The sequence below is a fragment of the Desulfonatronum thiosulfatophilum genome, assembly GCF_900104215.1.
Classification (GTDB): domain Bacteria; phylum Desulfobacterota; class Desulfovibrionia; order Desulfovibrionales; family Desulfonatronaceae; genus Desulfonatronum; species Desulfonatronum thiosulfatophilum.
The window spans coordinates 182178-195678 of sequence record NZ_FMXO01000006.1 but is presented as its reverse complement, the minus strand read 5'-3'; the positions used below and the strand labels follow the sequence as shown (position 1 = coordinate 195678).

The 13501-nt window shown below is 54.0% G+C and carries 14 protein-coding genes; 1 reads left to right on the top strand and 13 read right to left on the bottom strand.

The features are described from left to right. Positions 1–726 precede the first annotated feature (726 nt). The 13 genes from BLP93_RS06755 to BLP93_RS06695 all read right to left on the bottom strand — a co-directional run bounded on the left by BLP93_RS06755 (position 727) and on the right by BLP93_RS06695 (position 12391). Positions 727–1134, bottom strand: coding sequence for a F0F1 ATP synthase subunit epsilon (locus tag BLP93_RS06755; RefSeq protein WP_092118981.1), 408 nt, complete (start codon positions 1132–1134; stop codon positions 727–729). An 18-nt stretch (positions 1135–1152) separates the two neighbouring features. Continuing rightward, positions 1153–2559 (bottom strand): F0F1 ATP synthase subunit beta, encoded by a 1407-nt coding sequence (atpD, locus tag BLP93_RS06750; RefSeq protein WP_092118978.1) that lies wholly within the window; start codon positions 2557–2559, stop codon positions 1153–1155. A 14-nt stretch (positions 2560–2573) separates the two neighbouring features. Beyond that, positions 2574–3455 carry a F0F1 ATP synthase subunit gamma gene (locus BLP93_RS06745; RefSeq protein ID WP_092118975.1) on the bottom strand — a complete coding sequence of 294 codons (882 nt, stop codon included), beginning with the start codon at positions 3453–3455 and terminating at the stop codon, positions 2574–2576. A 17-nt stretch (positions 3456–3472) separates the two neighbouring features. After that, the gene (atpA, locus tag BLP93_RS06740) at positions 3473–4984 is read right to left on the bottom strand and encodes a F0F1 ATP synthase subunit alpha (RefSeq protein ID WP_092118972.1); all 1512 of its coding nucleotides are present in this window, start codon (positions 4982–4984) and stop codon (positions 3473–3475) included. A gap of 5 nt (positions 4985–4989) precedes the next feature. Further along, a complete protein-coding gene (atpH, locus tag BLP93_RS06735) occupies positions 4990–5541 on the bottom strand; it encodes an ATP synthase F1 subunit delta (protein ID WP_092118969.1) in 552 nt (183 codons plus the stop codon). Then, entirely contained in the window at positions 5538–6104 is a 567-nt protein-coding gene (atpF, locus tag BLP93_RS06730) for a F0F1 ATP synthase subunit B (protein ID WP_092118966.1), read from the bottom strand. Before atpF ends, atpH begins: the two co-directional genes overlap by 4 nt. A 29-nt stretch (positions 6105–6133) precedes the next feature. Further along, positions 6134–6559, bottom strand: a complete 426-nt coding sequence (locus tag BLP93_RS06725) for an ATP synthase F0 subunit B (RefSeq protein ID WP_092118963.1) — start codon at positions 6557–6559, stop codon at positions 6134–6136. Positions 6560–6692: 133 nt separating this feature from the next. Beyond that, complete coding sequence (locus BLP93_RS06720; RefSeq protein WP_092118960.1) at positions 6693–7064, bottom strand: bactofilin family protein; 372 nt, start codon at positions 7062–7064, stop codon at positions 6693–6695. Positions 7065–7130: 66 nt separating this feature from the next. Then, positions 7131–8249, bottom strand: a complete 1119-nt coding sequence (gene rodA, locus BLP93_RS06715; RefSeq protein ID WP_092118957.1) for a rod shape-determining protein RodA — start codon at positions 8247–8249, stop codon at positions 7131–7133. Further along, positions 8236–10038 carry a penicillin-binding protein 2 gene (mrdA, locus tag BLP93_RS06710; RefSeq protein ID WP_092118954.1) on the bottom strand — a complete coding sequence of 601 codons (1803 nt, stop codon included), beginning with the start codon at positions 10036–10038 and terminating at the stop codon, positions 8236–8238. Before mrdA ends, rodA begins: the two co-directional genes overlap by 14 nt. After that, positions 10022–10513, bottom strand: a complete 492-nt coding sequence (locus BLP93_RS06705; RefSeq protein WP_092118951.1) for a hypothetical protein — start codon at positions 10511–10513, stop codon at positions 10022–10024. The genes mrdA and BLP93_RS06705 overlap by 17 nt, the downstream gene beginning before the upstream one ends. Further along, positions 10510–11217, bottom strand: a complete 708-nt coding sequence (gene mreC / locus BLP93_RS06700; protein WP_161946216.1) for a rod shape-determining protein MreC — start codon at positions 11215–11217, stop codon at positions 10510–10512. Before mreC ends, BLP93_RS06705 begins: the two co-directional genes overlap by 4 nt. Positions 11218–11350: 133 nt before the next feature. Continuing rightward, a complete protein-coding gene (locus BLP93_RS06695) occupies positions 11351–12391 on the bottom strand; it encodes a rod shape-determining protein (protein WP_092118945.1) in 1041 nt (346 codons plus the stop codon). Between the two features lie 139 nt (positions 12392–12530). Here BLP93_RS06695 and mnmL point away from each other — a divergent pair, with 139 nt between their 5' ends. Further along, positions 12531–13496, top strand: coding sequence for a tRNA modification radical SAM protein MnmL/YtqA (mnmL, locus tag BLP93_RS06690; RefSeq protein ID WP_092118942.1), 966 nt, complete (start codon positions 12531–12533; stop codon positions 13494–13496). Positions 13497–13501: the final 5 nt, after the last annotated feature.

Sequence of the window (13501 nt, the reverse complement as noted above, 5' to 3'; positions counted from 1 at the left end):
TGAGTACATGCCGTCTCCAAACACCCCGGGCGGATGGTGCGACGCTCCTGTTTTCCCATCGACCAATGGCAGATTTCCCCATGTAGTTGCAGGGTCACCTCCGCCAGTTTGCTGTAACGAGGCCGAAGCGAGTTCACTTGCGTTAAGGCCTGCACTCTGTCTCGGCCTTTCGGCCTTCTTCCGGCTCGCTTGGCGTCTCGGGTCACCCCTGCTCGCCGAGCCTGGACTTCGTGGTGAACAGGCAATTACCACGGTGGGAACTTTGCATCCCACTGGAATCGCCAGGACTTCGCCTGGCGCACAACTACTCAGCTGAGGTCCGACTTGCCTTGATTTTGCAGCTCGCAGACTCCTTCGCCGGCTTCGTAACATCGAACAATTGCTTTGAATAAACATCATTTTGTGCTCCAAATGCACGGCAATGGTTCAACGAATGAATCCTGGCCCAGTCAAACATGCGTGACCGTAAAATTAAGGCAAAAGCCGGACCAATCCTGGGTACTTTCAGAATATGCTGAATAGTTACTTGCAAGCATATCCCGGGTTCCCGCCTTTTCGGGAATGTATTGATACTCCAATGCCGTTTCCGAGTCAGTCATGCCGCCAAGGCGGGAGTTCAGTCGTTTTTACCAGGATGGGCTGAATAGTTACCAATCAACAATAAAAACGGGAGCGAATCCTTGGATTCGCTCCCGTTTTTACGGTTTATAGCTTGGCTGCAGCTGATTACGCAACCATGTTTTTTGTTTTCATTCTTGCCAAAGCACGCTGCAGTGCAGCCTGTGTTCTGGCAAAGTCGATTTGAGCTTTCTGCTCGATCATTCGCTTTTCAGCGCGATCCTTGGCCTTGCGAGCCCGCTCCGCGTCAATCTCCTCGGCTCGTTCAGCAACTTCCGCCAGTACGCTCATCTTGTTCCCGGATACTTCCGCGAATCCGCCAGAAAGAAAAATCCAGTATGTTCTTCCATCCTTGTTGTAGTGCAGACTACCGACACCAAGGGCGGACAAAAACGGAGCGTGATCGGGCAGAACGCCAAACTCGCCGTTGTAACCGGGTGCGCCGACAAATTCGACGTCCTCACTTAAGAGTTTCCGGTCAGGAGTGACAATTTCCAAGTGTATGGTCTTGGCCATTTTCTGCCACCTTCAAGCTTAGAAGTTCTTCGCGTTTTCCAAAGCTTCCTCAATGGTACCGACCATGTAGAAAGCCTGTTCGGAAATATCGTCGTGCTTGCCTTCGATGATTTCCTTGAAACCGCGAATGGTGTCCTCGAGTTTCACATAGCGGCCTTCCTTGCCGGTGAACTGCGCGGCAACAAAGAAAGGCTGGGAAAGGAAGCGCTGAATTTTCCGAGCGCGCGAGACGGTCACTTTGTCTTCGTCGGAAAGTTCGTCCATTCCCAGAATGGCGATGATATCCTGGAGGTCTTTGTACTTCTGCAGGATCATCTGCAGCTGCCGTGCGGTATTATAGTGCTCGTGGCCAAGAACAAGAGGATCCAGGATGCTGGAGGTGGAGTCAAGCGGGTCCACCGCTGGGTAAATCCCGAGCTCGGCGATCTGCCGGGACAAAACGATGGTTCCGTTCAAGTGAGCAAACGTGGTGGCCGGTGCGGGGTCGGTCAAGTCGTCCGCGGGAACGTATACGGCCTGAACCGAAGTAATGGAGCCCTTGGTTGTCGATGTGATGCGCTCCTGAAGTTCTCCAAGGTCAGTACCCAGTGTCGGCTGGTAACCAACCGCTGAAGGCATGCGGCCCAACAGAGCGGAAACCTCGGAACCGGCCTGGGTGAAACGGAAGATGTTGTCGACGAAGAGCAGCACGTCCTGTCCTTCCTCATCGCGAAAATATTCCGCGGAAGCCAGGGCGGTCAGAGCGACGCGGGCACGGGCTCCCGGAGGCTCGTTCATCTGGCCGTAAATCAACACGGCTTTCTCGATAACTCCGGCATCCTTCATTTCATGATACAGGTCGTTTCCTTCACGGGTCCGTTCGCCAACACCAGCGAACACGGAAATACCACCGTGCTGCTTGGCGATGTTGTTGATCATCTCCATCAAGATAACTGTCTTGCCAACGCCTGCACCGCCAAACATGCCGATCTTTCCGCCTTTGGGGAAAGGAATCAGTAAGTCAATAACCTTGACGCCGGTTTCCAGCAGTTCCACCTTGGTGCTTTGCTCGGTAAAGCTGGGAGCCTTGCGGTGAATGGGCATCATTTTCGTGGACTTCACTTCACCCATCTCATCCACGGGGCGGCCGACGACGTTCAAAATGCGGCCCAGGGCCGGCTGACCGACAGGAATCATGATCGGCTTGCCGGTCGCCTTGACCACGGTGCCTCGAACCAAACCGTCCGTGGCGTCCATGGCGATGCATCGGACCAAGTTGTTGCCGAGGTGCTGCGCGACTTCGACGACGAGGTCGGGAGCATCTTCATTGTTTACATTGTGAATGTTCAATGCACTCAAAATGTACGGCAGATTTCCCTCTGGAAAGGCCACGTCCACAACGGGCCCAATGACTTGCGCCACCTTTCCTTCCATAAGTTCACTCATGTACTACGCCCCCTTTAGGCTGATTTCAGTGCTTCAGCGCCGCCGACGATATCCATCAGCTCTCTGGTAATGGTGCTTTGCCGAGCCTTGTTATAGATCAACGTCAATGATTTCGCCAAATCGTCACAATTTTTAGTTGCATTGTCCATGGCCCGCATCCGGGCGGCATGTTCGCTTGCGTTTGTATCCAAGAGGCCTCGATAAACCTGAACATTCACGAATCGAGGCAACAATTCGGATAAAATGCCTTCAACAGAAGGCTCATAGATGTATTCACTGGGTGCGGCCTGGACTTCTTCATCCAATTCAGCAGCAGATGTGATCGGGAGCACTTGCAGCGCGGTTACTTCCTGCTTGGCAAAGGAGATGAACTGCCCGAAGACGATATTTACTTCATCGTATTCCTGATCAAGATAGCCGTTCATCAGCTTGGTACCCAGTTCCACTCCCAAATTGAAGTCAAAAGTGTTCATCACGTTGACGTGTTCTGAAAGGATGGGCCATTTCTGCTTGCGCATCACGTCCCGACCCTTCTTGCCGACGCAAATGAATTCAACTGTTTTGCCTGCTGCTTCCTTTTCCAAGGCCAGCTTGCGGGCTTTTGTCGTCAGGTTGACGTTGAAACTGCCTGCGAGACCTCTGTCCGCGGTAACAAGGATGATCACAACTTTTTTGATCTCCTCGCGGACTTCCAACAAAGGGTGCACTGAGGCATCGGTGCGGCTGCTCAAATCTGTGAGCATTTCATAGAACTTATCGGCATAAGGCCGGAAGCGCTCGATGCGCTGCTGTGCCTTGCGCAACTTTGCCGAAGCCACCATGTTCATGGCTTTTGTGATCTGCTTGGTCTTCTTGACCCCGCTGATCTTGCGCTGAATGTCCTTTAAAGAAGGCATAATTCTCTCCTCTACGGTTATTCAGCCTGGAAGGTCTTCTTTACCGCTTCGATAGCCTCGCGCAGTTTCGCTTCAAGATCCGCATCCAGAGCCTGCTTGGTTTTGATGGCATCCAGAATGTCCGGTCGCTGATTGCGCATGTATTCCTGCAGTTCGGTTTCGAACTTGGCAACGGATGAAACAGGGAGATCGTCCATAAGACCTCGGGTACCGGCATAGAGTGAGACTACCTGTTCGGCAACTGTCATGGGCTGATACTGAGGCTGTTTCAGCAATTCAACCAGACGCATGCCGCGGTTGAGACGTTGCTGAGTGGATTTGTCCAAGTCCGATCCGAACTGAGCGAAAGCGGCCAATTCACGATACTGGGCCAAATCCAGACGCAATGTACCAGCAACCTGCTTCATCGCCTTGATCTGAGCGGCTCCACCAACGCGGGAAACGGACAGACCGACGTTGATCGCGGGCCGAACACCGGCGTAGAACAAGCTGGGCTCGAGATACACCTGACCGTCCGTGATGGAGATAACGTTGGTCGGGATGTAGGCGGATACGTCGCCGGCCTGGGTTTCAATGATCGGCAGAGCGGTCAGAGATCCGGCGCCCAAGCTGTCGTTGACTTTGGCCGCACGCTCAAGCAAGCGGGAGTGGTTGTAGAAAATGTCGCCGGGGAAGGCTTCGCGGCCTGGAGGGCGGCGCAGCAGGAGGGACATCTGCCGGTAGGCGACGGCCTGCTTGGACAAATCGTCGTATATGATCAGGGCGTGCTTGCCGCTGTCTCTGTAGTATTCAGCCATGGTGCAACCGGCATAGGCGGCGATGTACTGCAGCGATGCGGGCTCGGAAGCCGTAGCTGAAATAACCGTGGTGTATTCCATCGCGCCGTACTTGCGGAGCGTGTCCACGACCAGGGCAACTGTGGATTTCTTTTGCCCAATGGCGACGTAGAAGCAGAAAATATCACTGTCTTTCTGGGCCAGGATGGCATCCAGGCAAAGCGCCGTCTTGCCGATCTGACGGTCGCCGATGACAAGTTCGCGCTGTCCGCGGCCGATGGGCGTCATGGCGTCAACGGCCTTCAACCCTGTGTACATGGGCTCATGAACTGATTTTCTGGCAACAATTCCAGGGGCCTTGATTTCAACCTTACGGAATTCTTTACCTTCAATGGGGCCCAAGCCGTCCAGAGGGTTGCCCAACGGGTCGATGACACGCCCGACGACCGGATCACCTACGGGAACGGAGAAAATCCGTCCGGTACGTTTTACAGTGTCGCCTTCCTTGATGTGCGTGTCTTCACCCAGTAGAGCGACACCGACGTTGTCTTCTTCCAGGTTCAACACCATCCCGTAGACGCCGCCGGTGAACTCCAGCAACTCCATGGCCATGGCGTTTTCCACACCATAAACACGTGCAATGCCGTCACCGACGGAGAGAACGACACCAGTCTCGCTCATCTCCACGCGCTGTTCGTAATTTTGAATCTGGCTTTCAATGATTTTGCTGATTTCATCTGCTTTAATTTGCATGGCCGTTACTCACCCCTCTTGATGGTTTCTCTCATCGCGACCAGTTGGGCCCGAAGGCTGGCATCCAATACCCTGTCCCCAATTTTCAATATCAATCCACCCAGAATTTGCGGGTCGACCGCATAGTCGAGAATCAACTGGCGGCTGGTCTTTTCCTCCAGTGAATTCTTCAGCTGTGCCTGGATTTCCGGCTCCAAGTCGATGGCCGTAATCATTTTGCCGCGAGCTATGCCTTGATGCTCATCCAGCAGTTCGGCGTAATAGGCCTGGATGTCGGCAAGAAAACCTAATCTGTTGTTGTCAGCAAGAAGATGACAAAAATTCACGATCATCTGCTGAGGTTTAATTTTTGAAAGAATCGCATCAACCACCGCTTTCTTTTCTGCTACCTTAAATACAGGATTACGGAATATGCGGTCCAGTTGTGGCGACTCGTTCAAGGCCTCAACCAACCCGGAAAGATTCTCGCCGTAGGCGACGAGTTTCGCATCTCCCTGAGCCAAACCCAAGGAGAACAAAGCCCGGGCATATCTTCGCGCCACCAGGTTTCCAATCAATGCAGCACCACCCTTGTTAAGGATTGTTGGATCAATTTTTCATGGCCTTCCTTGGTCAACTGGCCCTGAATCATCTTCTCAGCAGCCTCGATGACCATATCCGCAAGCTCCTCACGCAGCTTGTCCGTTGCCAGCTTGTACTCCTGGGTGGCGGAAGACTCGGCCTGAGCCTTGATCAGGGCGGCTTTCTCATGTGCCTGCGCGATTATTGCCTGCTTCAGCGCTTCCCCCTGCTGCTGAAAATCCGCCAGGACCTTTTCGCGTTGAGTGCCCAGATCCTTGATTTGGGCCTCCACTTCCTGAAGTTTCTTGTCAGCTTCGGTTCGGCGCTCATCAAGTTCCACCAGTTCATCACGAATCTTCTCGCGACGATCTGAGAGGAGCTTCCCGATGCGCTTCCCAGCTGCCCAGTAGAGAATCGCGACGAAGATGATAAAGTTGATCACCCGCCACATGAAATCTCTCCACTTGGCCATGTCCCCTGCCTCCGCGGCAGACCATGCCAAGCCGGCGCTCACAAGCACCATAATTACCATGATCAAAAAAATTGCTATTCGTTTCAACTCCAAGCCCTCCTTGCGGTAAAGTGCTGTTACACGGCCCAGCCGACAACTTTCTTTGTGACTTTTTGCGCATAATCCTCTACCCGGGATGTAAGCGCTTTCTGACTCGCGCGCACCTGTGATGCGGCATCATTCCGGGCGGCTTTCAAATGTTGAGCTGCCGCGCTGTTGGCATTCTCCAGCAGCACTGCTTCTTCCTGAAACCCTTCATCCTTGAGTCGGGCACGAATATCAACTCCATTCTGCCGGGCGGCGGTCAATGCGTCTTCGTAGGATTTAATTTTTTCACGGGCTTGAGCGGTAAAGTTTTCCACATCGCTCAATTGCGCGGCCATTCTCTGCCCGCGTTTTTTGATGACGGCACGGATGGGTCGGTAGAGGACAGCATTCAAGACCGCCAAAACGATGAAGAAGTTGATGAGCTGAATGACCATCGAAATGTTGACATCAATCATAATCTGTCCTCCGAGTGGATATGTGAATTTTAGTGCAAGCCAATTGGCCTCTAGCTAATTTTAAGGTCTCTGTCAAAACATTTCATTTTTTTGCTCGGCAATATGGGATACATCCATAAGCAGCTCGATCCCATCAGGGTTGTGCTACGAATTCTTCCGCGGGCAAGTTTGCCTCGTTCCTTTTGGACATGATCACTTCCCCATCCAGAACCGCTCCTTCCTCAATTACCAAGCTCGGCGTGCGCATCGTTCCCGTCATGTTCGCTGTTTTGTTCAAGATCACCTTGTTGTCGGCAATGACTTGACCTTTAAGAAAGCCGCTGAGAATCAAGCTGCCGACATTCACCTCGCCGTCGATCTTTGCGTCCTGCCCGACGATAAGAGTTCCTTCCGAATCAATTCGTCCCAAAAAATTGCCGTCGATCCGGACCGAACCTTGAAACTGCAACTTTCCCTCATACGAAGTTCCCGCCCCCAGGAACGCGTTGATTTCGTCCTTGGCCATGCCTGATGATCCTTTGTTTTGTTTGAAGAACGCATTCATGTCTGCGACCTGGTTGATAATGGTAATTCAGTTTTTTTTGAAAAAGAAACGCCGCATGGACACGTTCAGGGCGAGCCCAATCAGACAGAAACTGGTCAAGGTGGAAGTGCCGCCGTAGCTGATCAGCGGAAGCGGGATGCCCACCACGGGCATCAAACCGAGAACCATGCCCATATTAATAGTGATCTGCCAAAAAAAATAGAAAAAGATTCCTACAGCAAGGTAACAGCCAAAATAGTCCTTGGCTTCCGCAGCGGTGCGGACAATATTTAACAAAAATAGACTGAGCAACAGCAAAAGAATGAAGCAGCCGATGAATCCCCACTCTTCACCGAGTACGGCGAGTGCGAAGTCAGTATGCTTTTCCGGTAAAAAGCGCAATTGACTTTGGGTGCCTTCCAAAAAGCCCCGTCCCCACAATTGGCCGGAACCAACGGCTATCTGGGATTGAATGATATGGTAGCCCGATCCCAGGGGGTCATTGCTCGGATCAAGAAATCCAAGGATGCGCAGGCGCTGATAGTCATGCAAAAAATACCATCCAAGAGGAAGAACTGCCGGAGTAATCAGTGCCAACACTTTCAACACCGGCCCGCGCACACCCCGAAACAGAATCATGCCTCCGAGAATCAAGAGCAGCGTGATCGCTGAGCCGAGATCAGGCTGTTTGACAATGAGCAAAGCCGGCACCAGGCCGATGGCCGCGAACATCAGCAGTTGGTTCCACCCGAGCTTGCCCTGATCCTGGGAGAGAAGTTTCGCGCAGATAACAAGCAGGGAAATTTTTGCAAATTCACTGGACTGAAAATTAAAGAGTCCCAAATCCAGCCAGCGCTTGGCTCCCATGATGGTCTTTCCCCAGAAAAGCGTCGCCAAGAGCGTGAGAATGGTCAGGATAAACAACGGCCAGGCCAGGGTGTGCAAATGACGGTAGTCGACCAACAAAAAAAAGATCATGCCGCCCAGGCCGATCATGCCCCAGTACAATTGCTTGCGGTAAAACGAGGAGGTCAGAGTGATGCCGTCTTCCATGCGGAAGCCGCTGGCCGAATACAGGTTGACGACGCCCAATGCGAAAAGAATCAGGGCCAAGCCCATGAGGGTCCAGTCAAAATGGGAGATCAATCGACGATCAACCAGCGTCATGGAATTGATCCTTGGGAAACAGATAGTCGTAAATGGTTTTGATGATCGGACCCGCGGTGGAACCTCCGCCTCCGCCATGTTCGATCATGGCCACTATCACATAGCTGCGGCCGTCCTTCTGCCCGAAGGACGTCATCCAGGCATGATCCCGGAGATGGTAGGGAATGTCCTGAAGCTTGGCCTTCTCGTATTCGGCCATCAACCTGACGACCTGTGCCGTCCCTGTTTTGGCGCCCAGCCGAACATCCGGTCTGGAGATGCGGCGAGCAGTTCCTCGACCATCTTCGACGGTATTGACCATGGTTTGCACCAGGAAGTCACGGTGGGATGCCTGCAAGGGAAGTTCGCTCTGCACTTCAGGGTCGGCATCGGCCAGCAACTGGGGTTTGAGCAGCTTGCCGCCGTTGATCAAAGCTGCGTTGTATCTGGCTACTTGAATCGGAGTGGTGAGCATAAATCCCTGGCCAATGGACATGTTGAAATTTTCTCCGCGATGCCAGGGCTCATTGAAGCGGCGTCGCTTCCATTCACGGCTCGGGACAAGTCCGCTGGATTCATGAGGAAGATCGATGCCGGTACGCACGCCGAACCCGCTCTGTACAGAATAAGGATGCATTCGATCCACTCCAAGCTTATCCCCCAGGGTGTAGAAATAGGTGTCGCAGGATTGCACCAGCCCCCGGTTCATGTCCATCCATCCATGGCCGCGCCGCTCCCAGCACCGAAAAAGTCGATTGCCGAGACGAAGCCCGCCGGAACAGAATACCCGATCGCTGGGTACGGCTGTCCTCTCCGTCAGCGCCGCGCCGGCAATGACCAACTTGAAAACGGAGCCCGGGGGGTAGGCGCTTTGAATGGCGCGATTTTGCAGGGGGTGGGCCGGATTATCCCGCAACACGGCCCAGTCGGCATGGCTCAGGCTGGTGACAAACAGATTGTTGTCGAACGCCGGCTTGCTGACCAAAGCCAAAATTTGACCGGTATCCGCCTCCAGGACAATGACGGAACCGACATGGTCGCCCATCTGGGCATCCACATAACGTTGCAGTTCCAGATCGATGCTCAATCGAATGTCGTTTCCAGCTTGGGGAGGGGTCAACAAGGTCGTCCCGAGCTGACGGCCGGCAGCGTCCACGTCCATCTGGCGCAAGCCTTTTTTTCCGCGCAAGACGCTTTCCATGGTGAATTCCATGCCCTTCTTTCCAATGCTGTCGCCCAGGTTCAACTCGGGATCGGCATTCATTTCCTGTTCGTTGGCTTCCGCCACATAACCGATGACATGGGCCAGAAGCGGGCCGTCCAGGTAGGTTCGTCTGGGTTTGGTAATGATCTTCAGCTCCGGCCAGACCAGCGTATTGGCCTCAATCGTAGCCAATTGCTCAAATGTCAGGGAGTGAACCAGGATTTGCGGCTCAAATCGCCGGATTCTGAGGCGGCCTTTTTCAAAAGTTTCGCGGATCGATTCAGGATCCATGTCCAGCCAGATCGCTACCTGGCGGAGGACTTCAGGTATGTCCCGGGAGTCCTCTCGCACGATGGCCAGAGCATAGGCCGGCTCATTGACCGACAGCAATGTCCCGTTCCGATCCCTAATCAATCCGCGCGGAGCATAGACGAGCTGATGCCGGATGCGATTGTTTTCCGCTCTGTCCGCGAAATCCTGACCCTTGTGCAACTGCAGGTACCAGAAACGCAAAATAAAGATCAGAAACAGCCCCAGAACCAACAGCTGCAAAAACAGCAATCCATTTCTGGGAAATTGCTGGTCGGCGTCACGAGAGAGATTCATGGCGGGGAAAGAACCGGTAGCATGCGTTCAGGATCAGCCAGATCAACAGGAAGGTCCCGAATATAAAGACGCTTTCCCATAACAGACGCGGTCCGGATATGGTCAAGGACTGCAGTCCGGCCATGGTTTGCAGGATGATCGCATGCAATAGGGTGAAAGCAAAAATCAGGAAGAAAATGAATATCGGGCTGCGGCTTTCAAAGAAGCCTCGACCAAGAAAAAAAAGACCGATCAGGCTGCCGTAGCGCAGGATGGAAGTGCCGAAGACGAGGGGGCCGGTTCCTTCCTGTATCAGGACGCTGAGCAGTAACAGAAACAGGACATGTCGCAATCGTTCCTGTTGCAGGCACAACAGGATGCCGGGCGCGAAGAAGTCCATTCCCGGAATATAGAGCTGAAGCCAGACCGCTGTAACAAAATACAAACTCCAAAAAACACGCAGAGGGGTCAGGCCGATGGAAGATGTTACGTTCATTCTTCAACGAATCGGGATATGTTCAACACGAGGAACACTTCCTCCAAATTCCGAAGATCAACCAGCGGAACGGCCTGAACAATTTGGAACAATGACGTGCTGGGCCGGTCGATATGTTCGACCCTGGCCACGGGCAGGCCCTTGGGAAAGACGCCGTCCATTCCGGAGGTAATCAGTATTTCCCCTTCTTCGAGCAGGTCGTTCAAGGGGACGTACTGCATGGACAAGCTGTTCTGGGGGCCCTGCCCAACCAATATGCCCTGGGTCCGGTAATCACGGCCCATGATGGCTACCTTGCTGTTGGGATCATTGATCAGCAGCACATTGGACAGGTTCGGTGAACTGCGCAACACCCGCCCGACGACTCCCAGGGGGGTGATGACGGGGGTACCGTCACGAACTTCAGCCCGTGAACCCTTGTCCACCAGCAAGGATTCCACCACGGCATGGGGGCCGAAGCGCTGGGCCACGACGCGCCCCCCCACCAACGTCCAGTCTTCCGGCGGCTGAAATTCATACAAGGCGCGGAGCCTGGAGATCTCCGCGGCCTCCTCATGCAGTCTGGACAGCTGCAGGTAAAGATCCGTCACCTTGAGCCAGAGCCGCTCATTTTCCTGGCGCACTTCACCCAGATCGATATATTTCTCCCATATGGTACGGTACTGCGTCCGGGTCCACTGCAGAGGCCAAGCGACCCAGGACACGATCTCAAGTCCGGTATTACCGGCGATCCGATCGAGTATGCCGGTGCGCCAGTTCCAGGTGTAGGCGCCCAGGAGGAGAAATATGATCAGGAACAGGAACGCGATGAACCGCTTGGAGCGGACCGGAAAGAGGCTAATCGATGGTAACCTCGCGTAAGATGTCCAAGCTGTCCAGAGCCTTTCCCGAGCCGAGCACCACAGCGGAAAGAGGATCGTCCACGACCGTGATGGGCAGGGATGTTTCTTCGCGCAAGAGCTGATCCAGACCGCGCAAAAGCGCACCACCTCCGGTCAGGACGATGCCGCGGTCAACAATATCAGCCGCAAGTTCCGGAGGGGTCTGCTCCAATGCGATCCGAACCGCCTGGACGATGACGTCCACCTGATCGGCAAGAGCCCTGCGGACCTCCTCTGAAGTGATCAGGATGTTCTGGGGAATGCCCGTCACCAGATCCCGCCCCTTGACCTCCATTTCCTCCTCGGAGTCCAAGGCGAAAGCAGATCCGAGCTTCATTTTGATAATCTCGGCGGTGCTTTCCCCGATGAGCATGTTATATTTCCGTTTCAAATGCTGCATGATGGACTCGTCCATCTTGTCGCCGCCCATGCGGACGGACTTGCTGTAGACGATGCCGGACAGGGAGATGACCGCAACTTCGGTGGTGCCTCCGCCGATATCCACCACCATGTTCGAGGTGGGCTCGGTCACGGGAAGATTGGCCCCGATGGCCGCGGCCATGGGTTCCTCAATCAGGTAGACTTCCCTTGCTCCGGCGCTTTGAGCGGATTCCCGCACGGCGCGCTTTTCCACCTGGGTAATACCCGTTGGGACGCAGACAATGATCCGAGGACGGATCAGGTGCCGACGATTGTGCACTTTGGATATGAAATGACGAAGCATGGCTTCGGTGATTTCAAAATCAGCAATGACGCCGTCTTTCATGGGCCGGATGGCGCTAATGTTGCCGGGAGTCCTGCCCAGCATGCGCTTGGCTTCCGCTCCAACTGCCAGAACCTTGTTCTGTCCGCGGTTATCTTTCTTGACGGCAACAACGGAAGGCTCGCGCAGAACAATCCCCTTGCCTTTGACATAGACGCAGGTATTGGCGGTACCCAGGTCGATCGCCAAATCGCTGGAAAAGGGCGCAAGCATGATATCCAGAATTCTCGACATAGACCCTCTCTTGGGGATAAGATAAAACTATGCGCGGCAAGCGCGTTAACGGGGGAATCTAGCAAATATGACAGGTGCAAGCAAGACAGTCTGAAATTCAATGGCTCTCGCCTGAAACTTTTATAGAAAAAAGGCAGTTGTGCAAAATTCGAGGTACTATGCTCTTTCCGCCTACCTGAAAACGCGATACGGCAAACGGGTCCGAAAGGTTCCCCTTGATGCCGGATCGAGCTGTCCGAATCGCGACGGAGCTGCCTCCAAGTCCGGCTGCGTATTCTGCAATTCAAAGGGAACGGGAACCGGTCTGCATGAACGAGGAATGTCTCTTGCTCAACAATGGTCTTTTTTGACCGACCGCATTGGAAGAAAATATAAGACGGACTGTTTCTGGGCCTACCTGCAATCTTTTACCAACACCTATGGACCTCTGGCGCGAGTACGGGCCTTGATGCGAGAGCTTGCGGTCCTGCCCGACATGCGTCTGGTCAGTCTGGGCACCCGGCCGGATTGCCTGGACAAGGAAAAACTTCGCTGCATCGCTGACTGGGGCATTCCGGAAATCTGGCTGGACATCGGTCTCCAGTCCAGCAACGATCTGACCTTGCGGCGCATCAACCGCGGACATGATTTTGCCTGCTTTGCCCATTGCGTGGAAGAGGTCCGGGCGCAGGGGCTGCATGTCTGCGTACATGTTGTTCACGGCCTGCCGGGTGAAACCAGTGCCGACTTCCTGCGGACGATTCGAGACGTGAGCCGACTTCCCGTCTCGGGCATCAAATTTCATAACCTGTTCGTGGCGTCGGGCAGCACATTGGAGGATTGGTGGCGTAAGGGCGCGTTCGTGCCGGGAGAAATGGACGAGTATGTCCAGGCTGTGGGCGAAAGCCTGAATTTCCTTCGCCCGGATATAATCGTGCATCGCTTGAATGCCGATCCCGGGCCAGGAGAGCTGCTGGCCCCGCAATGGGCCGCGGATAAGACCCGGGTGCTGAACGCTATCCAAAGGCATCTGGAAGTAATGAATTGCCGCCAGGGAAGTCAATGCCGGGAGACGAACCCTCACCGCCGAAAAGGGACCTTCTCGACAGGTACTTCTCATGAATGATTATC

Bases quoted from the DNA above. Each gene is read 5' to 3' on its own strand.
- BLP93_RS06725 (WP_092118963.1), bottom strand. From the start codon at position 6,559: ATGATTGATGTCAACATTTCGATGGTCATTCAGCTCATCAACTTCTTC.
- rodA (WP_092118957.1), bottom strand. From the start codon at position 8,249: ATGACGCTGGTTGATCGTCGATTGATCTCCCATTTTGACTGGACCCTC.
- BLP93_RS06755 (WP_092118981.1), bottom strand. From the start codon at position 1,134: ATGGCCAAGACCATACACTTGGAAATTGTCACTCCTGACCGGAAACTC.
- BLP93_RS06695 (WP_092118945.1), bottom strand. From the start codon at position 12,391: ATGTCGAGAATTCTGGATATCATGCTTGCGCCCTTTTCCAGCGATTTG.
- mrdA (WP_092118954.1), bottom strand. From the start codon at position 10,038: ATGAATCTCTCTCGTGACGCCGACCAGCAATTTCCCAGAAATGGATTG.
- BLP93_RS06705 (WP_092118951.1), bottom strand. From the start codon at position 10,513: ATGAACGTAACATCTTCCATCGGCCTGACCCCTCTGCGTGTTTTTTGG.
- BLP93_RS06745 (WP_092118975.1), bottom strand. From the start codon at position 3,455: ATGCCTTCTTTAAAGGACATTCAGCGCAAGATCAGCGGGGTCAAGAAG.
- BLP93_RS06720 (WP_092118960.1), bottom strand. From the start codon at position 7,064: ATGGCCAAGGACGAAATCAACGCGTTCCTGGGGGCGGGAACTTCGTAT.
- atpD (WP_092118978.1), bottom strand. From the start codon at position 2,559: ATGAGTGAACTTATGGAAGGAAAGGTGGCGCAAGTCATTGGGCCCGTT.
- atpA (WP_092118972.1), bottom strand. From the start codon at position 4,984: ATGCAAATTAAAGCAGATGAAATCAGCAAAATCATTGAAAGCCAGATT.